17 protein-coding genes and 2 pseudogenes are annotated in these 19,728 nt (G+C 63.3%); 9 read left to right on the top strand and 10 right to left on the bottom strand.

Features of this window, described 5'->3' with window-relative positions:
* Positions 1-7 precede the first annotated feature (7 nt).
* Positions 8-307 (top strand): nucleotidyltransferase family protein, encoded by a 300-nt coding sequence (locus tag DNK49_RS20065; RefSeq protein WP_110528961.1) that lies wholly within the window; start codon positions 8-10, stop codon positions 305-307.
* 15 nt (positions 308-322) lie between these two features.
* Here the strand turns inward: DNK49_RS20065 and DNK49_RS20060 are convergent, their stop codons facing one another.
* The 5 genes and pseudogenes from DNK49_RS20060 to DNK49_RS20045 all read right to left on the bottom strand — a co-directional run bounded on the left by DNK49_RS20060 (position 323) and on the right by DNK49_RS20045 (position 5,247).
* The gene (locus tag DNK49_RS20060) at positions 323-994 is read right to left on the bottom strand and encodes an alpha/beta hydrolase (RefSeq protein WP_110528959.1); all 672 of its coding nucleotides are present in this window, start codon (positions 992-994) and stop codon (positions 323-325) included.
* Between the two features lie 151 nt (positions 995-1,145).
* A pseudogene (locus tag DNK49_RS25190) lies at positions 1,146-1,328 on the bottom strand (methyl-accepting chemotaxis protein); the annotation flags it as partial.
* A gap of 411 nt (positions 1,329-1,739) precedes the next feature.
* Positions 1,740-2,843: pseudogene (locus DNK49_RS25185) on the bottom strand (PAS domain-containing protein); the annotation flags it as partial.
* A gap of 122 nt (positions 2,844-2,965) precedes the next feature.
* The gene (locus DNK49_RS20050; protein WP_243632459.1) at positions 2,966-3,682 is read right to left on the bottom strand and encodes a response regulator transcription factor; all 717 of its coding nucleotides are present in this window, start codon (positions 3,680-3,682) and stop codon (positions 2,966-2,968) included.
* Positions 3,679-5,247: a PAS domain-containing sensor histidine kinase gene (locus DNK49_RS20045; RefSeq protein ID WP_243632458.1), complete on the bottom strand. Its 1,569-nt coding sequence runs from the start codon at positions 5,245-5,247 to the stop codon at positions 3,679-3,681. Before DNK49_RS20045 ends, DNK49_RS20050 begins: the two co-directional genes overlap by 4 nt.
* Positions 5,248-5,575: 328 nt before the next feature.
* Here DNK49_RS20045 and DNK49_RS20040 point away from each other — a divergent pair, with 328 nt between their 5' ends.
* A complete protein-coding gene (locus DNK49_RS20040) occupies positions 5,576-6,994 on the top strand; it encodes a solute carrier family 23 protein (protein WP_110528954.1) in 1,419 nt (472 codons plus the stop codon).
* A 148-nt stretch (positions 6,995-7,142) separates the two neighbouring features.
* Here DNK49_RS20040 and DNK49_RS20035 read toward each other — a convergent pair whose 3' ends face one another.
* Positions 7,143-7,655 carry a hypothetical protein gene (locus DNK49_RS20035; protein ID WP_110528951.1) on the bottom strand — a complete coding sequence of 171 codons (513 nt, stop codon included), beginning with the start codon at positions 7,653-7,655 and terminating at the stop codon, positions 7,143-7,145.
* A gap of 360 nt (positions 7,656-8,015) precedes the next feature.
* On the opposite strand from DNK49_RS20035, the gene DNK49_RS20030 reads away from it, so the two are divergent.
* A complete protein-coding gene (locus DNK49_RS20030) occupies positions 8,016-9,425 on the top strand; it encodes a 3'-5' exonuclease family protein (protein ID WP_110528949.1) in 1,410 nt (469 codons plus the stop codon).
* 233 nt (positions 9,426-9,658) lie between these two features.
* On the top strand, positions 9,659-10,216 hold the full coding sequence (locus tag DNK49_RS20025; RefSeq protein ID WP_110528946.1) for a glutathione peroxidase: 558 nt from the start codon (positions 9,659-9,661) through the stop codon (positions 10,214-10,216).
* A gap of 15 nt (positions 10,217-10,231) precedes the next feature.
* Here DNK49_RS20025 and DNK49_RS20020 read toward each other — a convergent pair whose 3' ends face one another.
* The 3 genes from DNK49_RS20020 to DNK49_RS20010 form a co-directional block, all read right to left on the bottom strand.
* Positions 10,232-10,966: a hypothetical protein gene (locus tag DNK49_RS20020; RefSeq protein ID WP_207807055.1), complete on the bottom strand. Its 735-nt coding sequence runs from the start codon at positions 10,964-10,966 to the stop codon at positions 10,232-10,234.
* Complete coding sequence (locus tag DNK49_RS20015) at positions 10,963-11,847, bottom strand: hypothetical protein (protein WP_110528943.1); 885 nt, start codon at positions 11,845-11,847, stop codon at positions 10,963-10,965. Before DNK49_RS20015 ends, DNK49_RS20020 begins: the two co-directional genes overlap by 4 nt.
* Before the next feature lie 563 nt (positions 11,848-12,410).
* Positions 12,411-13,772, bottom strand: coding sequence for a (Fe-S)-binding protein (locus DNK49_RS20010; protein WP_110528940.1), 1,362 nt, complete (start codon positions 13,770-13,772; stop codon positions 12,411-12,413).
* A 192-nt stretch (positions 13,773-13,964) separates the two neighbouring features.
* Between DNK49_RS20010 and DNK49_RS20005 the strand changes: the two genes are divergently transcribed.
* The 3 genes from DNK49_RS20005 (at position 13,965) to DNK49_RS19995 (ending at position 16,134) form a co-directional block, all read left to right on the top strand.
* Positions 13,965-14,879 (top strand): pirin family protein, encoded by a 915-nt coding sequence (locus DNK49_RS20005; protein ID WP_110528937.1) that lies wholly within the window; start codon positions 13,965-13,967, stop codon positions 14,877-14,879.
* Positions 14,880-14,889: 10 nt separating this feature from the next.
* Complete coding sequence (gene nudC / locus DNK49_RS20000) at positions 14,890-15,660, top strand: NAD(+) diphosphatase (protein ID WP_110528935.1); 771 nt, start codon at positions 14,890-14,892, stop codon at positions 15,658-15,660.
* Positions 15,661-15,741: 81 nt separating this feature from the next.
* A complete protein-coding gene (locus DNK49_RS19995) occupies positions 15,742-16,134 on the top strand; it encodes a hypothetical protein (protein ID WP_110528932.1) in 393 nt (130 codons plus the stop codon).
* A gap of 20 nt (positions 16,135-16,154) precedes the next feature.
* On the opposite strand, the gene DNK49_RS19990 is transcribed toward DNK49_RS19995, so the two are convergent.
* Complete coding sequence (locus tag DNK49_RS19990; protein ID WP_110528929.1) at positions 16,155-16,499, bottom strand: hypothetical protein; 345 nt, start codon at positions 16,497-16,499, stop codon at positions 16,155-16,157.
* Between the two features lie 256 nt (positions 16,500-16,755).
* Here DNK49_RS19990 and DNK49_RS19985 point away from each other — a divergent pair, with 256 nt between their 5' ends.
* Together DNK49_RS19985 and DNK49_RS19980 are read left to right on the top strand one after the other, a co-directional pair.
* Positions 16,756-17,520: a DUF3348 domain-containing protein gene (locus tag DNK49_RS19985; RefSeq protein ID WP_110528926.1), complete on the top strand. Its 765-nt coding sequence runs from the start codon at positions 16,756-16,758 to the stop codon at positions 17,518-17,520.
* Positions 17,517-19,727: a DUF802 domain-containing protein gene (locus DNK49_RS19980; RefSeq protein ID WP_110528923.1), complete on the top strand. Its 2,211-nt coding sequence runs from the start codon at positions 17,517-17,519 to the stop codon at positions 19,725-19,727. Before DNK49_RS19985 ends, DNK49_RS19980 begins: the two co-directional genes overlap by 4 nt.
* Position 19,728 lies beyond the last annotated feature (1 nt).

Here is a 19,728-nt window from a genome sequence, read left to right as displayed (position 1 = left end):
AAAGTCAATGGCACGCAATCTTTCGCCCGATGCCGAAACGCTTGCCGGATTCTGCCGACAGCATCACATCCGCCGCCTTGCGCTATTCGGCTCACGCTTGAAGGGCACGGCCCGACCCGACAGCGATATCGATCTCCTGGTTGAGTTCGAGCAGGGACACATCCCCGGCTTGCTGGGCATCTCCGGGCTTGAGATCGAGCTTTCCGGCTTGATGGGATGCAAAGTCGACTTGCGCACTGCAGCAGACCTATCTCGCCATTTCAGGGAAAGTGTCGTTCGCAGTGCCGAGGTCGTGTATGCAGGCTGAGGATCATATTCGTACCTAGGTGGACACCAGCCCGGCAATCCATCGCCCAAGATCGCGCAGTTCCGGCCGGCAGACCTGATGCCCCATCGGGTAAGTTCGCCACTCCGGCTTCAGACCGGCGTCAAGCAGACGCTGCCGCGCGGCCTGACCCATGGCCGGTGAAACCACCGCATCCTCATCCCCATGCGCCACGAACACCGGCAGGTGGGTGTGCTGATCCAGGCAGGTCAGCAATTCAGGACTGGGAATGTAAGTGGAGAGCGCAATCACGCCGGCAAGCGGCGCAGTCCGTCCGAACGCAACGCTGTAGGCCACCGCGCCGCCTTGCGAAAAACCGGCGAGGATGATGCGCGAATCCGGTATGCCGCGCGCCACCTCACGGTCGATCAAGGCTTCGACCGCAGCGCACGATGCCTGCAAGCCAGCAACATCGATACGTCGCTCGTTCGGGCTGAGGCTGAGGATGTCGTACCAGGCGCGCATCACGTAGCCGCCATTGCACGTCACCGCTTGCAGGGGCGCATGAGGAAAGATGCAGCGCAAGGCGACAGTGGACGGCAGCTCGAGCTCCGGGATGACAGGCACAAAGTCGTTGCCATCGGCCCCCAGCCCATGCAGCCAGATCAGGCTATGGCTTGGCTGAGGTGCGGTTTCAAGTTCGATGCACTCGGGCAATTTGGTGTTCATGGATCTGGCGTGATGCGGTGAGTGGGCGACGCAGTCATCATACCGCTTCACGATCCGGGCACGCGGCCCGGTGCGCCAAGCGAGCTCAGGACGAAGACAACAAGGCGCTGAGCGAGGTGCTCAAGCGATCGATGCGCTCGGTGCTCTCCTTGACCAGTTGAGTGATCTCGGTTGCCGACACCGCCGACTGCTGTGCGAGCTTGCGTACCTCGTCGGCAACGACGGCAAAGCCCCGGCCGGATTCGCCCGCACGTGCAGCCTCGATGGCGGCATTGAGCGCGAGCAGGTTGGTTTTCTCGGTGATCGTGTTGATGCTGCCGATGATGTTGGCAATCTGGCTGCTCGACTCCTGAACCAGGCGCATCTCACGGTCGGTGACTTGCGCCGCCTCGAACTTGGCCTGCTCGTCGACACCGTAACTGACGATCCGCTTGATCGTGCCTACAGAATCGGTAATCGGGCACAGCGTCCCGCTGAACTGGACAGGCTTGCCGTCCTTGTCAGGCACGGCGAACTGACGGGCGATCTGCTCACCCTGCAACAGCCGGGAAAAGTCTTCTGCACCGAGGATGTCACGCAGATTCCTTTTGCGCGCGAGTAACTCAGCCCTGCTCTGGTGACCGAGGTGGCGAACCATGTACTCGTTGCCCTCAACCAGCAGGCCGCTGATATCCCACTCGGCCACGCCGTTGGATACGCTGACTGCAGCAAAGCGCTTTTCGGATTCCAGCGAAAGCTCTTTGGTGGAGGTAATGTTTGCCTGAATCGAGATGAAGTGCTCGAGCCTGCCATTTGCATCCAGCACCGGGTTGATTGCAAGGGAAATCCAGTAGGGCTCCCCAGACTTTGCATAGTTCAGGATCTCGTTGTAGATCGGACGCCGCTCCCGAAGCGCATTCTTGATCAATTCGACCGTTTCCCGGCTGGTCGCAGGCCCTTGCAGGATAGGGCCCGGCTTCTTGCCACGGACCTCGTCGAGCGTGTACCCGGTCAGTTTGGTGAAGCCGCGGTTGACGTATTGAACCAGGCCATCGGGGTCGGTAATGATGATGGAGTTATCGGTTTCGTTTGCAACCAGGGAGAGCATCTTGAACTCATTGTTGCGCAAGACCTCCTCGGTGATGTCGTTGGCGAACTTGACCACCTTGACGACCTCGCCGGCCGGGTTGAGGATGGGGTTGTAATTGGCATGAATCCACACCGAACGTCCGTTCTTGGCAACCCGCTCGTACTCTGCTGTCTGGAACTGGCCTGAACGCAGTTTCTGCCAGAATTCAGCATAGCTTTTGGACTCCCGCTGCGCGGGCGGCACGAAGATCTGGTGCTTCTGCCCCCGGATCTCGTCGAGCCGGTAGCCCATCAGCTTCAGGAAGTTCTCGTTGGCATCGAGGATGGTGCCATCGATGCCGAACTCAATGACGGCTTGCGCTCGATTGATCGCCTGGATCTGCGACTCGAGCCTGGCCCGGGCAAGCACCTGGGCCGTGACGTCAGTCGCAAACTTGATGATGCGTTGCACCTTGTTGCCACGGATGATGGGCGTGTAGGTTGCCTGAATCCAGACGGCCCTGCCGTCCTTCGCATGGCGCAGAAACTCCCCACTCTGCGGCGTTCCCGCCCGCAGATCACGCCAGAAAGCATGGTAATCGGGACTGTCCGCCCGTGAAGGGCTCAGGAACATCCGGTGCGGGCGGCCACGGACCTCTTCCAGCGTGTAGCCCAGCAGATCAAGAAACTTACGATTCGCCCGGACAATCGTGCCCTGCAGATCAAATTCGATCACGGCCTGAGTCTGCTCGATTGCCTCGAGGACATCCAGGACCCCGCTCTTGACGAAAGGATTGAACATCCGGCTTGTCCTTGTGGAATTATAAGTATTGAACAATGTACTTTACGGCCGAACGGGCCCGGGCTTTAGGCGCCAAGCAGGGTCTGGTCGGGATGTTGCTGCCGGTTCAACGCACGCTTCGATCACGCCCACCGGACCGTGGTCGCCAGCAGATAGCCCGCACCATACACGGTCTTGATGAACTTGCCGTCGAGCGCCCCCTGTTCAAAGCGCTTGCGCAGGCGCGAAACCCGCAGGTCGATGCTGCGGTCCAGTGCCGAAACATCGCGACCATTGAGCAACTGCTCGCGCGACAGGATCTGATTGGGGCGCTCCAGCAAGGTAAGCAGCAGTTGCGCCTCGGCCAGGCTCAGCGATGTCCGCTCCCCTGTCGGCGAAATCAGCACGTTGCTGCCGCACTCGAAGCACCAGCCCGCAAAATGCGCCACCCGCTGCCCATCGGTTGCAGGCACCACCGGCTGATACCGCCGCAGGATGCTGCGCACGCGGGCGATCAGCTCACGCGGCTCGAAGGGCTTGAGAACGTAATCATCGGCGCCCAGCTCCAGCCCCATCACCCGATCGTGGGTGTCAACCCGCCCGCTGGCGATCAACAGGCCAAAGCGATGGCGGCTGCGCAATTGCTGCAGAACCTCCATCCCATCCATATCGGGCAGGCCAAGATCGAGAATGCACAGCTCGGGCGGCGATATCCGCAACTGGCGCAGGAAATCACCACCGGACGAGAACACCAGATACTGATAGCCGAACCGGTGCAAGGTCTCACCAATCAGCTGGGCGACCCGGGCATCGTCCTCGACGATGTGGATCATCGCCCCGGGCTTGTCCATCGGGCTCATGTCCGCGCTCCGTCGGCAAACGCACGCAGCAACATATCGGCCAGCGCCTGCTGGCTGAAGGGCTTGTCCAGCACTTGAAACGCCGGTTGCTCCAGCGCCGGCCGGCTGGCGTGGGCGTAGCCGCTCATCAACACCACCGGCAGTGCAGGCCGGAAGCGGCGGACAAAACGGGCCAGCGCACGACCATCCATGCCTCCGGGCATCACGATGTCACTCAGCACCAGCTGGATCGCCGGAATGTTCTCGATCATGTCGGCAGCCTCATGCCCACTTTCTGCCTCGAGCACCACATAGCCGAGCGCAGACAGCTGCTTGCGCACCACCTCCCGCACCTTGTCGTCGTCCTCAACCAGCAGCACCAGACGGGATTCGTCAGCCACGTCAGGATTCGATCTGGATGGCGTGCAACGCGTGGGTACCGAAGCCTGCGGCAGCAAAAGGGCAACCGTGGTCCCTACCGCCTGCCGGCTGCGGATACGCACCCCACCGCCAGACTGGCGGATGAAGCCATACACCATGGCCATGCCCAGTCCACTGCCGATACCAAACTCCTTGGTAGTAAAGAAAGGCTCGAAAACGCGCGCCAGGGTTTCGCCATCCATGCCCGTACCATTGTCGCTGACGGCAATCTGGACATAGTTGCCGGGTGCCAGTTCGAGACTGGCGGCTGCGTCCGCATCCAGCGGCTGCAAGGTGCAGTCGATACGCAGCTCGCCCCCCTGGGGCATGGCGTCGCGTGCGTTAAGCGCCAGGTTGAGCAATGCGCTTTCCAGTTGGCACGGATCGGTCAATGCCTCCAGCTCGGCCTCGTGAGTGATGGTAGAGATGGTGATGTTGCTCGGTAGCGAACGCCGGATCAGGCGCGACATGCCATGTACGACCTCGTTGATTTCCACCGGTCGCGGATCGATGGGCTGCTGACGGGAGAAGGCGAGCAGGCGCTTGATCAGTGCTGCACCAGCGGTCGCGGCGGCGATCGCAGGTTCGACATAGGTCGGCACGGCAGGATGCTCACCCAGAGCGTCGGCCAGACCATTGAGGCTCCCCATGACCACGGTGAGCATGTTGTTGAAATCGTGGGCGAGTCCGCCGGTCAGCTGGCCGATGGCCTCCATCTTCTGAGCCTGCGCCAAGGCCTCGTAGGTGCGCCTTTGCTCGGTGATATCGACCGCATGCACATAGCAGCCGACCACCCGGCCATCGACACCAAAATCGGGCAGTAGCGTGCTTCGGGCATAAAGCACCTCACCACAGCTGCGGGTCATCGAGTACTCATAGGTCACCTCCTCGCCTGCCAGCGCTCGGCCGACACTGGCCTCGACCTTGGCAAACACCTCGGGACCAATCACCTCCGCCACCGTGCGCCCGGTCATGGCATCGCTGGTGGTACCAAACCATTCTGCGTAGCGGCGATTGCCGTAGCGGAAGACCCAGTCCCCATCAAAATAGGCGATATGTGCCGGAATCGTGTCAGTGATCTGGCGCAGGCGACGCTCGCCCTGGCTGACATCCCCGGCCATATCCACCGCCGACGGCCCGCCCTCGCGAGCAGACGATCCCATCATCCATTCGCCAGCACCACACACCGCCGGCCTCTGCAACATCCGCCCGGCCTCGCCTGTCGATTCGCCTCGCTCCACTTCGCTCACCACCTGCGTGCACATCCAGCCCCGATTCTATTTCCCCGACTGCGGGATTACAGCGTCGCGGACAAGATTCAGTACATTTTGGCGCTATTCCGGACATGTTTTTTTGCGACCCTTGCGCCCGGCGCGAGGGCGCAGATGCGTATGGAGCCCGCAGGGCTGCGATCCGTGCATCGGTGGAGCAAGCGCCAGCCGGAGTCGCGCAACACGACTCCCGGGCTGCAAAAAACACATAAAGGAGAGGCAAATGGCAATGCAGCGTCCGCATGGTGCGGAACATCCCTACTGGGCCCTCGGCCCGTTCAAGATCCGCCTGCCGTTCATCCACTATCGCTGGGAGTTCCCGGAGATGGTGCAAGGGCTGTTCATGTTCGTGGTCAGCCTCGGCATGATTCCGCTGTTGATGAAGTACCTGGGCATGCCCTATGAGGCCGCGCTGGCTTTCTGCGTGATTGCCGGCATCGGCTATCTGCTGCCGGCCCTGATGGGCGTACCCCTGGTACCGGGCTGGATCACCCCGGCGATTCCCGTGGTACTGCTGTACCTGCAGGCCTTCGAGCCAGGGCCGGAAGCCGTCAAGGCCATGTTCGCGCTGCAGGTCGAGGTCTTCATCATCTTCCTGTTCCTCGGGCTGACCGGGCTGGGCAACAAGTTGGTCAAGATCATTCCCAACTCGCTCAAGTCGGGCATCATCATCGGCGCCGGTATCGCGGCAATGATGGGCGAACTGAAAACCGGTGGCCGCATCGACTCCACCCCGATCTCGCTGCTGCTGGGCTCCATCGTTTCGGCCTACATCCTGTTCTCGCTGTCGTTCAAGCATGTCGTCGAAACCAACCGTTTCGCCAAGATGATCTCGAACTTCGGCATGATTCCCGGCATGTTCGTGGCCATGATCATTGGTTGGGCGGTCAGCGAATACCCGCTGCCCGACATCCAGTGGGGCATCACCCAGCCGGATTTTGGCCTGATGATGAACTACTTGGTGTTCAACGTCGGCATGCCCACGCCGGAGATGTTCCTGCTGGCGATTCCGACCGCGATCATCGCTTACGTGATCGCCTTCGGTGACATCCTGGTCGGCTTCACCCTGTGCAAGCGGGTTGATCACCTGCGTCCGGATGAAAAGATCGAACTCGACGTTACCCGCGTCCACCTGGTCACCGCCATCCGCAACGGTCTGCATGCGCTCCTCGCCCCCTGGCCCGGCCTGGCCGGCCCGCTGTGGACCGCTGCGCATGCCACCGTGGCCGAGCGCTACGCCCTGGGCCGCAAGGCCATGGATTCGATCTATTCCGGTGGCGGCACGTTCTGGATCACCGGCCTGATCGCGATCTTCATCCTGCCACTGGTGTCGGTGTTCAAGCCGGTGTTGCCGATCGCACTGTCGCTGACGCTGGTGCTGACCGCCTACATCTGCATCATGGTGGGCATGGAGGAACTGAAAACCTCCAGCGAACGTGGCGTGGCCGGTATCGTGGCCGTCACGCTCGCCATGCCCGACCCCAAGTCGACGGTGTATGCGGTAGCCATCGGCCTGCTCCTGTACTGGCTGATCGAACGCCCCAACGCCGCCCAGCGCGCCAAGGAAGACCTCAGCATCATCGGTGACAACACCGCCGACATCGAAGCGGGCGACACCCACGGGGTGGGCAAGAAGCGCTGAACATCGCGACTTCACGCCGTTTCAAGTCAATGCCAGGGCCCGAAGCATCGGGCCCTGGCATTTTTGTACGTCCCCAAAGACAGCCCTCCCAAGCCCGTGTCCCGGCTGGCGGCATCCGCATCGGCCCCTGGATCCGTCCCACCCAGGCTTAAATCACCTTCAACAGCATCGCCCGCAACTCCTCGGCCCGGCGGCGCCCTTCACGCGTCAGCACAATGGCGTTGAACCACGGATCGAACTGCTGGCGGAGCGCTTCGTGCGTCTTTGCGGCATGGGCGGCCTCCACAATGTGCAGATAGGCAAACGGACCGCAGAAAGTCTTGAGGGTGTTCTGGATGAAATTGCGCGCCAGTTCCATCTCCTTCGGGTCAGGCGGCTGAGGCACAGGCCGGAAAGCGGTGATCGACGGCAGCGGTTCGTCCGGCATCGGCCCGACGGCCCCATCTTCACCCCTCATTCCGATGACCTCGATGAAACCCGACTCTTCCAGCAAGCCCAGCGTGTGCTGAAGATCGTCGGCATGCAGCATGTCCCGAAGTTCATCCACGGTACGCTTGCCGTCGACCATGATCAGCACCCTGCGCTGACGGGGCGTCAGCCCCCCCGCCCTGCCAGTCAGTTCGTCCTGACCGCTTTGGGTCTTGGCGAATATGACACTCATCGCTTGTCTCCATCCTGTTCTTATAAGCCATCGACAACCCTGCCTGACCACGCAACGTGGGCACGGCCAGGACACTGCACGAGCCCTGTATCGTATCGTCTGGCATAACGCTTGTCAGGTTTGCTGCCGACGACGCCGCTTGCCCGACGCAGTAGCGCCCGGGCCAGAGCGGAGCACCCCCTCGAAACGTGCCGCTGCAACAACGATGCATCCACTTTCAAACCCGCCGCCAACGCCGGAACTCGCCCGCTACCACGCCCATGAACTATAATTTCATACAGCTCAAGAGAAAGACTCCAGCGATACAAGCGTGGCCTCAATCCGACGCCCCCCCACACCCTGTTCGATCTGCCCCAATCCATGAATGCCTACACCTGCGCTAACCTGGTCGACGGGTTTGCCTTTGTGGATATCGAAACCACCGGTGGCCCGGCACAGCACGCGTCGATCACCGAGATCGCGGTCATCGAAGTCGACGCTTCGGGCGTGCGCGAGTGGTCCAGCCTGATCCGGCCGGCGATGCGCATCCCCGAGCATATCGAGCGGCTTACCGGAATCCATAACGACATGGTGGCCAGCGCACCGCGCTTCGAGGACGTGGCCGACGAGCTGTTCGACCGCCTCGAGGGCCGCATCTTCGTCGCCCACAATGCACGCTTCGATCACGGCCACATCAAGGCCGCCTTTCGTCGCATCGGCGTCAACATCCGGCCGCGGGTATTGTGCACGGTCAAACTATCGCGCCGCCTGTTTCCGCAAGAGCGACGCCACAGCCTGGACCACCTGATCGCACGCCACGACCTGAAGGTGGGCAGCCGCCACCGCGCACTGAGCGACGCTCAAGCAATATGGCAGTTCTGGCAGCACATTCACGATACCTTTCCGCCACGGCAGATCGAAACACACATCCGGGAACTGATCGCCCGCCCCGCCCTGCCACCCTACCTGGACCCCACCGCAGTCGATGCCCTGCCAGAAGCACCCGGCGTGTATCTGTTCTACGGCGAGAACGATATTCCGCTCTACATAGGCAAGAGCACCCGGCTACGCAGCCGGGTACTGTCACACTTCAACGCCGACCACCAGAGCGACCGCGAACTGAGCCTCAGCCAGCAGGTGCGACGCATCGACCACATCCGCACCACAGGCGAGCTTGGCGCCCTGCTTGAAGAAGCCCGCCTGATCAAATCCCTGCAACCCATCCTCAACCGCCAGCTAAGACGCAACCGCGACCTGTGTGCCTGGCGGCTCGACAAGGACCTGGCCGGCCCCGCCGGTATCAGCCTGGTTCGCCCCGGCGAGGTGGACTTCCACCACCCCGGCCAGCTGTACGGATTCTTTCGCAACCGACGCGCCGCGGTCGAGCGGCTGCGCGCCCTCAGCGCAGAACACGCCCTGTGCCCACCCCTGCTCGGCCTGGAAAAACACACCCCGGGGCGCTGCTTCAACCACCAGCTGCGCCGTTGTCGCGGCGCCTGCATGGGGCTGGAACCTTATGCCGATCACCACGCCCGCGTCGAGGCCGCACTCGCACACCTCAAGATCGAATCCTGGCCCTACCGCGGTGCAATCGGCATACGCGAAGGCGACGCACTGCACGTGGTCGAGAACTGGTGCTACTACGGGGCCGTTTCAAACGAGGAAGATGCCGGACCGCTGATCGCCAGAGGCAAGCCAGCGTTTGATTTCGACATCTACAAGCTGCTGGTGCGGTGGATGGAGAGGCAGCTTGTAGTTGTACTCAGGCCGGATGGCGCGGCGGGGGATTGAATTGCCCTGGGTTTCCTAGACACCCTGTTGCCTCACAATGGGGCCTTACGAAGGGTCTGCTGGAAACGCAACAGGCACAACAGCGCTTCCCCCAAAGCGTTCACGATTGAAGCGCCCACGCAGGTGACCGGCCGGGAACACCCAGCATCCTTGCTGCCAGTCGAACAGATACCTGCACGCGAACCCCGCCTTGAGCCCGTGGTCTATCCGCCACCTTGTCCGGAGATTCGATCATGTTCGCTCGCGCCCTGCTCCCCGCCATGTTTGCGCTGTTTGCAACGCTGTTGCCTAACACCGTATCCGCACAAGACACAAGCGCTGGAAACGCGCTTTACGCCCACGAGTTGCGGCGTCTGCACTCGGGCGAGGTCGTGCGCCTTTCCGACCGCCTTGCCGGTCAGCCGGTGCTGATCGTGAACACCGCAAGCCATTGTGGTTTTACCAGCCAGTTCCGAGAACTGGAGGCCGTGCATCAGCAGTACAAGGACAGGGGGCTGCGGGTGGCAGGATTCTCGTCAAACGACTTTGATCAGGAAGCCGACAACGAAGCCAAGGCAGCAGAAGTCTGCTTTCTGAATTTCGGCGTCACCTTCGACATGTTTGCGCCGATCCACGTCCGGGGTGCCCAGGCACATCCGCTGTTCCGCGAACTGGCACGTCGCGCCGAGGCACCCGCCTGGAACTTCCACAAGTACCTGATCGATCGCAACGGCCGTGTCGTGGCAACCTTCCCAAGCAAGGTCAAGCCGGATGCCCCTGAGGTACGCAAGGCGATTGAGCGCTTGCTGTGAGACCCTTTGGCGGGCTCACGCCCGCCGCAGCAAACGCTCCCCTTCAGCACCCACGGCGTCGTGCAGCAGGCCCAAGGCACGCAGGCGTGCAGCGCTCCAGCCACTTCCGAGCAGGATCATGCGGGTACTTAACGCAGTCATGAGCGCCTCGTCGGGCGGGCTGGCCAGATCATGGAGCCGCTTGCTGCGGATCTCGGCAAAGCCGAGCGGATGACGCCGGCCCAATGCCTGCCACAAGGCATGTGCGCCAACCGACTGTCGTGCCCCGCTGACAAAACAATCTCCCCTTGCCAGGCCCCACTCATATACAGCCGTAGCGATGCCCCGGCGCTGATAGGCAGCGGCATAACGGGAATGCGGCGCGCGAAAGTGGCGATCGGTGCGGCGATCGAGTTCGACCAGGCGCTTGAAGACGGTGTATCCCGCCAGCCGTCTGCCCAGCACGTCCTCCACGTAAATGTAGTCTTCGCCATCGGCCACCCGATGATGAACGCGCAGGCCGGGAAGGTTCAAGGGCAGCGTTGCACATTGGCTGACCGGATCACCCGGACGGTGCAGCCGCTGGTGAAGCGCGGCCAGATCCTGCTCGATGGTTTCGGGCGCGATGACGACATCGATGCGCAACTCGGCCCGGGGCTCAGGCTTCGGCGATCGGGCCCATCGCGGCAGGACGCTGCCCAACCGCGCGGTGAAGTCGGACAAGGCTGGAAACCCCAGCTGCGGGACCATGGACAGGGCCGGTGCACTCACGTCTCACCGCCTTGTTCGGCAGATGGGCCACTCCACCACCCGCTCATCAGCGCGTCAGGCCTTTGCGGCGCACTGACCCAGGCGCTGCTTTGCCAGTCCTCAACCTGAACATCCAGCCCGGCGAATACCCCATAGCCGTGACCCGCACGGATGCGCACGCCGGCCTGCAGACTTTCGCCGGCACGAATCGCCCCCTCGGCCTCGATGCTGCCGCCCGCCCTGATCCCCCATCCGGCCTCCAGATGCATTGCGCTGCGGACATCCCCACCAGCGGCGATCCCCTGAGCCGCACGAAGGTTGGCGCCGGCCACGATTTCGCCGCCCACGTGCAGGCCCTTGCCGCAGCGCAATTCACCGCCCGCACTCAGGTCCAGGCCGACAAAGGCGCTTCCGTCCAGGCGCAGGCGTCCCGCGCAAACGACGTCCCAGTCGGTGCGCAGTTCGCCGCTACAACGCAGGTCGGACAGTGCCTCCACCCCCCAGCCCGCACGCAGGTCGCCATCCACCTGAACCCGGCCAGCCGCGCGCAAGCGCCCCTCGATTCGCAAATCGCCCCGTAGCAGGACGTCACCGCCGACGCGCACGCCGCCACCGGCGTGCAGGCTGCCGCCGACGTACAGGCGATCGTCGACCTCGACATTGCCCCGTACCTGCAAGGTGCCGGCAAACACGATAGCCTCGGCGTCAATGGAATCAACGGTCCGGACCTCGCCAGTGGGACCAAACTGCTCCAGCAACCAGCAGGCATCGCCAACCCGCCCGGCCGCGACCATCGTATCCAGTAAAGTCTGATAGTCGCCGCCCTCGTCAAAATGGCGGACAAACCAGCGAAATCCGTCGGTGCAGGGCTTCTTGACCCTGACGAAGTGCTTGGTGAGCATTTGTGTGACCTCCATATGCATCCTTCCCGCCGCAGACAACTTGCGGCATGACGTCTGCAGTCCGGATGCGGATGGATGTTCCGGTGGGCACCTGATGTGCCAGCATCAATGCCGGCACGAAGCCCTGGTCGCGGAAATGGAGTCTTGCTTGATGAATCGCATCTCGCCGCGGACTGCACTTTGAACGGGGTGCACATGACGCGCCCCCGGGCAAGGTGCCGTGCGGAGAAGCCGGAAGTCAGTTCCGGCCGGGTCTCCGCACGGCCGGAGAAAGCACGGCCGGAGACCCTGTGACCTTGAAGGCCAGCCCGTAGCCAAGTGCGGGCGGCCGGCGCGAATCCCGCACAGCCAGGCGCACGGCACCACCCGCGTCATGAAACGCGCCGGAGGAGAACTCGCGGTGGCTGGCTGGCATGATGGGAAGAAGCGGACGATGATCTGATCTGAGTTCCGTATGATAAGCCAGTTTCAGCCGGCATCGTCGCCTCGATCCTGCCTGCAGCGTGTTTGATTGACTTTTGCTGCACCGGCATGCACCCACACCATGGAACATGTGCGGTGTGTCAGGTCCGACCGTGTCCCAGCGCGGCATGCAGTAAATGCGCAAGGTGCTGCGCAGGCCGACCGGCGCCGTCGAGGATCTGATGACGGCAACTGGTGCCGTTGGCTACGATCGCGGTATCCGGCGCTGCTCCCCGCACCGCGGGCAACAGGCTGGCCTCGGCCATCGCCATCGACACCTCGAAATGCTCGGCTTTATAGCCAAAGCTGCCGCCCATGCCGCAGCAACTCGAGTCGACGGTTCTGACCTCCAGGCCCGGGATCAAACCCAGCACCTTATGCATGGCGGGCATCACGCCAAAGGCCTTCTGGTGGCAATGCCCGTGCACCAGCACACGTCTGCCGGCTTGATCCGGGAAGCGTAACGTCAGACGTCCGGCATCGTGTTCGCGTGCCAGGAACTCCTCCAGCAGTAGCGCCGAACGTGCAAGTGCCGCCACAGCGCTCCCCAGTCCCAGGGCGTGATATTCGTCGCGCAACATCAGCAGACAGGAGGGCTCCAGCCCGATCACGGGCAGGCCGCGCTCGACGTGAGGCATCAGTGCCTCGACCATCCGGCTGGCCTCTGCCCGGGCCTGTTCGACAAAACCTGACGACAGGTAGCTGCGGCCGCAACAGAGCGCACGACCGCCATCCTGCGGCCGTGCCAGGTGCACCCGATAGCCAGCTGCGACCAGCACGGCCTGTGCCGCCTCGGCCAGTTCGGGATCAAAGTGGTTGCTGAAGGTATCCACCAGCAGCACCACCTCCCCCGCCGTGCCGTCATGCTCGACCGGTGCCCGGTCAAGGAAGGCCTGCTCTGCAGGTCGCGGCAGGCTGCGCGCCGCCGCGATGCCAAGTACACGCTCAAGCAGGCGAGCCGCTCCCGGTATCTTGTCGCGCAGGCGCAGCAGGGATCTGACACGCGCCAGATGGGGCGCTAGCTCGGGCATGCGGGCAAACATCCGCTCACGCAACGGTACCTTGCCCACGGCCTGCCAGCGCCGCGCATGCGCCTCCGCCACCATCAGCGCCATATCGACACCGTTCGGGCATTCCCGCTTGCAGCCTTTGCAGCCGACACACAGCGCCAGCGCCTCGATCATCTCGGCACTGGCGTAAGCGTGTTCGCCCAGGCGGCCCTCTGCGGCAGCTTGCAGGGTCAGGGCGCGATGATGTGTGCTGTGCCGGGGATCCTGTGTCGCCCGGTAGCTCGGGCACATCACTTCGTGCTCGTCACTCAGGCACTGCAGTTTGCCATTGCACGCGGCAGCGGCCTTGCCAAAGCCGCTGCCCGGCTCGACCGGCGCACCAAAGGCATCGCCAAAACCAAAGCCAAAGTCGCTGCCGCCTTCGTAGGCGGACCAATCCAGGTGGGAGTTCATGTCGGTTTCCTGCAGAAGACACGGCATTCATGCAAGATCGATGCCCATGCGCCGGTACCTGGCTGGCAGCAAGTCCGGGCAGGTCGATGCCTTATTCACGCGCATGCACAAGGCGGACAACACATGGTAAAAGTCTGGCTCTGCCACCGAGCGCGCACGACCACCGTCTCCACCCCCCAAGGAGGACGCCCCATGAGTGACCTGAATCTGCAAACAGAACAAGACTGTACAAACACGCCGGAATGCCCCGCGGTCGAGCTGCTCATCCAGCCCCGCGACAAGGACCTGGGGGGATTTTCGGTGCGCCGCACCTTGCCGACGGTGCAGCGCAAGATGGTGGGCCCGTGGATATTCTTCGATCACATGGGCCCGGCAGACTTCGCCGCGGGTGAAGGCATCAATGTCAGACCTCATCCCCATGTCAACATCGCCACAGTGACCTATCTGTTTGAAGGCGAGATCCTGCACCGCGACTCACTCGGCAGCCTGCAGGCGATCCGTCCGGGGGATATCAACCTGATGGTAGCCGGCAGCGGCATCGTGCACTCCGAACGCGAACGCCCGGAGGTCAGCACCGTGCCGCATCGCCTGCACGGCCTGCAATTGTGGCTGGCACTGCCCGAGGCCGATGAGGAAACCGCCCCGGCTTTCCACCACTACCCTGCTGCCGACATTCCCGCGGTTGAAGTGGATGGTGTGCCGGTCAGGGTGATGATGGGTGCCGCCTACGGCGTCTGCTCGCCGGTAAAGGTGTTCGCCCGGACGCTCTACCTCGAGGCCCATCTGCGCCCTGGTCAGCGACTGCAACTGCCCGTGGCCGACGAGCGCGCGGTTTATGTTGCGCAGGGTCGCCTCAGCGTCGCAGGCACGTCCGTTCCGGCACACGCCATGGCCGTCCTGCGGGACCTGCCGGATGTCGTCATCGAAGCGTGTGAGGACAGCCGCATTGCCCTGATCGGTGGCGAATCGTTGGGCAAGCGCTTCATCGACTGGAACTTTGTCTCGAGCCGCAAGGCGCGTATCGAACAGGCGCGGCAGGACTGGAAGGAAGGACGCTTTCCGAAGGTGCCCGGTGACGAGCTCGAATTCATCCCCCTGCCGGAATGAACCCGCCGCCATGAGCACGCCCGCCTACTGGATCCTGCGTTACGAACAACGCATCCTCACCCTGCCCGCCGACGTGACGGGCCCCCTCCTGCCCTTTGGTCACGCTGCCGATTTTGGCCTTGCAGACGAAGGCCTGGCCGCCGGGCAGTTCGACGGACACCCGTGCCGCACGGCCGACATCGCCACCCTGCCGGCACATCTGGCACTGGAGGCCACCCCGTTGCGCGCGCTGTTTCCGCAGGCGGGGGACGAGGTCTTTGCGCTGGCCGGACGTGCCGTACAATTGCTCGACTGGCAACAGCAACACCGGTATTGCGGCCGTTGCGGTACGCCGAACACGATGAAGCACGGCGAATGGGCCATGCAATGCCCCAGTTGCGGCCTGCTGGCCTACCCGCGCGTTTCGCCCGCCATCATGGTGTTGGTGCGCAGTGGCAAGCGTCTTCTTCTGGCACGCAGCCCCCACTTCAAACCCGGTGTGTTCAGCGCGCTGGCCGGCTTTGTCGAGCCTGGCGAAACCCTCGAACAATGCGCCGCTCGTGAAGTCCGGGAAGAGGTCGGCATCGAAATCACGCAGCTGCGCTATTTCGGCAGCCAACCATGGCCCTTCCCCAACTCGCTGATGGTCGCCTTCCTCGCCGAACATGCTGGCGGAGAGATCAAGCCCGACCCGGCCGAAATCGAGGCCGCCGGTTGGTTTGCCGCCGACGCGCTGCCGCTGCTGCCCGACCCGGTCAGCATCTCGCGCCGTCTGATCGAGGCGGCCCTTGCCGGGCACTGAGCTCATGGCTTTGGCGACACGACCTTGGGCATCCTGCTGCAGACCTCTATGCTGAAACCAGACATGTATTGAGGGATGCCCATGTGCTCCACGCCAAGCTTCAACGATGACTACGCCGAAGTCATGGCCAGCATCCGCCACTACAGCACCTTGCGTTTTGCCATGCTGACGGTATTTGTCGCCATTTCTGGCGGACTTCTCAGTGTGCTGTACAGCGACACGGCGCCGGCACCGCTGATCCGGCTGGCCCCACTGCTGGGCGTCGCCGCCGCGTTGATCTTTGGCTGGCTGGAGATCACCCTGGACAAGTACCTGTCAGCTTTTGGCAGGGTTGCCGATGCGCTCAAACCTGACGGACATTGGCGCCAACGCCCGCACAAAGCGGTGCAACGCACCTATATCCCCTTACGCGGCATGTATGTCGTGTCACTTCTGATGTGGTCGTGGCTTGCCGTGGGTGCAACGCCCAGTTAGCCCTGCCTGCGGGGGCAAGATCAGCCACTCAACACGCCGGCGGCCCGCAACCGTGCCTTATAGGCCTTCATGACCGGACGCGAGATGGCCGTCTCCGCCAGCACCCGGTGCTCGTAGATCTCGCTGACCAGGGATTCCCGCTCGCCCGCCCGCGCCCGCTCGATCAAGGCGTGTGCCGCATCATCGAGCAGCTTGCCAGGCAGGTGACGGGTGGCGTCATACAGCAGCGGAATGACGTCCTTGTCGTACGGACCCATCTTGCACTTGCCATCGAGAATCTTGAGCATCACGGTTGTCGTACAGTCGACATCGACAGGCGCGGCAAGGTGCTCCAAGGCCCAGGCGGCAAGCGAATAGGCAGGCATGGCAGTATCCCGAGAAGTTTTCCCAGGCAAGTCAGCAAAATTCACGCCTGGACCGGTGCCAGCTGAGCCACAGCCCCCGCTCAAGATGATGCGGAGACGGAAACGTCGTATACAGGCGCGCTCCGGTAGCCGCAGGGTGGTGTCATCGACACAGACAATCGATCCCGCCTTTCCGATTGGCCTCCATGGCACTGACCGACAACGATTTTTATAGTAGCCTTGCGCCTTTTTCGCCAAGCGGGCGTCGGGTTGCACAATGGCGCAGAGTTTGCCGCGTACGCGTTTGAACACTTCGACGCTGGTCCGGGTACTGGCCGATCTGGCCGTTGCCGATCCTGTCGAGAACCGCCAACCCTTTGCCGAAAGGCTGGGGCAGTGGCTGGACTTTTCCGATTCGCTGGCGCTGTACTCCGCCCTCAATGCGGGCATCCCCACGGTTTTGCCAGGCTTGGCCGCAGATTCGGTTGCCGTCGCCTTGCGTAGCGAGCTGACACGTGTCGCAGGCGGCTTGACCCAGGCAATCGCTGCAGATGGTCTGTCCGGATCGGACAAGGTGCGGATTGCCCTGCCCTGCCCATTGCCCAACGACAGCGTGGAAAGCGCCTCCGATTTCGCCCCCTATCACCGCTACTACCTGAGCCATCAACGTGAGATGAGTCATGCCGTCACCACCCTGCGTGCCAAGGTGCGCTTGGTGCTGAGCGAGCAATCGGCCCCGCTGGCCAGAGTGGCAGCGCTCGATGCGGTGCTGGAGCAGGGCCTGGCAGCACGCGAGCGCACCCTGCTGGCCAACCTGCCCGCCTTGCTTGCGCGGCACTTCGAACGTCTGTATCAAACCCACCGCGAAGCGCTGGCGGCGGATCAGGCGGATTTGCCTGCGCAGTGGATGCGACCCGGCGCTTGGCTGCTGCGTTTTTGCCGCGACATGCAGTCCGTGCTGCGCGCCGAGCTGGCCTGCCGCCTGCAAGCAGTCGAAGGCCTGATCGAAACACTGGAAAACGAGGAACACCCGACTCAATGAACCGACCTTTAACCATGGCGGCCTTTGCCGCCGGCCTCGCCGTCGTGTGCTGGACCGCAGCCGGCTACATCGGCCACAGCCCGGTCGCGCTGGGCGTCACCTTGATCATCGCCGCCGCCTATCTGGCCGGCGCGCTGGAGCTGCTGAGCTTTGATCGCGCGACCCGCTCACTCAGGCAGACCCTGAATACGCTCTCCTCGCCACCCGCCGAACTGGGCGGCTGGCTGGCACAGCTACCGCCCAGCCTGCAGAACCCGGTACGGCTACGCATCGAGGGCGAACGTACTGGCCTGCCTGCGCCAGTGCTGACCCCTTACCTGGTAGGCCTGCTGGTACTGCTCGGCATGCTGGGCACCTTTCTCGGCATGGTGCTGACGCTCAACGGTGCCTTTGTGGCACTCGAGCACACCACCGATCTGCAGGCCATCCGCAGCGCACTCGCAGCCCCGGTGAAGGGGCTGGGTGTGGCGTTTGGCACCTCGATTGCCGGGGTGGCTGCATCGGCCATGTTGGGGCTGATGTCGGTACTGTGCCGCCGAGCCCGCCTGCAGGCGGCGCAACAACTCGAGGCGCGCATCGCCACCACGCTGCGCGAGTTCTCGCTGACCCACCAGCGTCAACAGACGTTCAGGGCGCTGCAGGGGCAAGCAGAGGTGCTGCCGCGGCTGGTGGATGCCCTGCAATCGATGATGGACCAGTTGAACCAGCGCAGCGAGCAATCGGCCACCCAGCTTGCCGCGGCGCAGGCACAGTTCCATGACGAAGCACGCGCCAGCTACACCGGGCTGGCGGCTGCGGTGGATCAGTCGCTGAAGGACAGCCTGTCAGCCAGCGCCCGCCTGGCGGGGGAAGCCCTGCAACCGGCCGTCGAGGCCACCATGCGCGCAATTGCAGCAGAGACCACTGCACTGCAGAGCCAGGTTGCCGACACCGTCACCCGGCACCTGAATGGGGTCAGCGCCCGCTTCGACGACAGCATCAGCCAGGTCAGCGCTCGCTGGACGACGGCCGTCGATGCGCACACCCAGGGCAGCACGGAACTCGTCCGCCAGTTGCAGCATACCCTCGATGCCCATGCCCGGAAGCTCGAGCAGGATGCATCCACATTCCTCGAGTCCATTGGTCACAACCACACCGATCTGTGCAGACAGCTTGCCGAGCGCACCACGGGCCTGGCGCGCGAGACGGGCAAGCAGCAACAACAGCTGATTGCGGCGATCGAGACCCAGCTCGATGCGCTGGGCAAGCGCGTCGATGCCGGCGCGCAGCAGGCCGCGCAAGCCTGGCAGGCCGCTGCCAGCCAGCAGACGCTGACCAACAGCCAGCTGGGCGAACGCCTGGAGGCGACGCTGACCCACGTGACCAACGCGTTTGCCGAGCAAAGCGCACGACTGGCGAACACACTGCATGAACAGGCCCAGAGCCTGCAAGCCGGACTGGCCAGCCGGGACGACCTCCGGCTCGCCACCCAACAGGCCGCGCTGGACGCGATGACCACCGCCGCGCAGCAATCCTGGCAGGATGCCGCAAGCCATGCCAGCGCAGAGCAGAACCGCATCTGCAGCAAGCTGGAGGAAACCGCACAGCGCATCGCCACCCACACCGAAGCCCAGACGGCGGCCACCCTTTCCCAGGTCTCCCAACTGATGCAGACCGCGGCCGAGGCACCGCGCGCCGCAGCCGACGTCATCATCCAGCTGCGACAGGAACTGTCGGCCAGCATCGCGCGCGACAATGAGATGCTAGTCGAGCGCAGCCGCATCATGGAAACCATGGGAGGGCTGCTCGATGCCATCAATCATGCCGCCACCGAACAACGCGCCGCCATTGACGCGCTGGTGGGTACGGCGGCGGATTTGCTGGAGCGCACCACCAACACATTGCAAACCCGTGTCGATGCCGAGGCCAGTCGCATGGGCGAACTTGCCAGCCAGCTGGACGGAAGCGCAGTCGAAGTCGCCAGCCTGGGCGAGGCGATGTCAGCCGCGGTGGAGCAGTTTGGCACGGCAAGCGCGCAGCTGGCCGGCAACCTTCAGCGCATCGAAGAGGCGCTGGACAAGTCCCTGAACCGCAGCGACGAGCAGATGGCGTACTACGTTGCACAGGCGCGTGAAATCATCGACCTGAGCATGATGTCGCAACAACGCATCGTCGATGATCTGCAACAAATCAAGAACCGGCCTGCTGCGCTGGCCGACGAGGTTTGAT

Source organism: Parazoarcus communis SWub3 = DSM 12120 (genome assembly GCF_003226565.1).
Classification (GTDB): Bacteria; Pseudomonadota; Gammaproteobacteria; order Burkholderiales; family Rhodocyclaceae; genus Parazoarcus; species Parazoarcus communis.
This window is presented reverse-complemented; position numbering and strand designations above follow the sequence as displayed.

Excerpts from the sequence above, each read along its gene's own strand:
- DNK49_RS19990 (WP_110528929.1), bottom strand. The coding sequence starts at position 16,499 with ATGCCTGCCTATTCGCTTGCCGCCTGGGCCTTGGAGCACCTTGCCGCG.
- DNK49_RS20050 (WP_243632459.1), bottom strand. The coding sequence starts at position 3,682 with ATGAGCCCGATGGACAAGCCCGGGGCGATGATCCACATCGTCGAGGAC.
- DNK49_RS20040 (WP_110528954.1), top strand. The coding sequence starts at position 5,576 with ATGGCAATGCAGCGTCCGCATGGTGCGGAACATCCCTACTGGGCCCTC.
- DNK49_RS20065 (WP_110528961.1), top strand. The coding sequence starts at position 8 with ATGGCACGCAATCTTTCGCCCGATGCCGAAACGCTTGCCGGATTCTGC.
- DNK49_RS20030 (WP_110528949.1), top strand. The coding sequence starts at position 8,016 with ATGAATGCCTACACCTGCGCTAACCTGGTCGACGGGTTTGCCTTTGTG.
- DNK49_RS19985 (WP_110528926.1), top strand. The coding sequence starts at position 16,756 with ATGGCGCAGAGTTTGCCGCGTACGCGTTTGAACACTTCGACGCTGGTC.
- DNK49_RS19980 (WP_110528923.1), top strand. The coding sequence starts at position 17,517 with ATGAACCGACCTTTAACCATGGCGGCCTTTGCCGCCGGCCTCGCCGTC.
- DNK49_RS20045 (WP_243632458.1), bottom strand. The coding sequence starts at position 5,247 with ATGATGGGATCGTCTGCTCGCGAGGGCGGGCCGTCGGCGGTGGATATG.
- DNK49_RS20005 (WP_110528937.1), top strand. The coding sequence starts at position 13,965 with ATGAGTGACCTGAATCTGCAAACAGAACAAGACTGTACAAACACGCCG.
- DNK49_RS20035 (WP_110528951.1), bottom strand. The coding sequence starts at position 7,655 with ATGAGTGTCATATTCGCCAAGACCCAAAGCGGTCAGGACGAACTGACT.
- nudC (WP_110528935.1), top strand. The coding sequence starts at position 14,890 with ATGAGCACGCCCGCCTACTGGATCCTGCGTTACGAACAACGCATCCTC.
- DNK49_RS20060 (WP_110528959.1), bottom strand. The coding sequence starts at position 994 with ATGAACACCAAATTGCCCGAGTGCATCGAACTTGAAACCGCACCTCAG.
- DNK49_RS20025 (WP_110528946.1), top strand. The coding sequence starts at position 9,659 with ATGTTCGCTCGCGCCCTGCTCCCCGCCATGTTTGCGCTGTTTGCAACG.
- DNK49_RS20010 (WP_110528940.1), bottom strand. The coding sequence starts at position 13,772 with ATGAACTCCCACCTGGATTGGTCCGCCTACGAAGGCGGCAGCGACTTT.
- DNK49_RS20015 (WP_110528943.1), bottom strand. The coding sequence starts at position 11,847 with ATGCTCACCAAGCACTTCGTCAGGGTCAAGAAGCCCTGCACCGACGGA.
- DNK49_RS19995 (WP_110528932.1), top strand. The coding sequence starts at position 15,742 with ATGTGCTCCACGCCAAGCTTCAACGATGACTACGCCGAAGTCATGGCC.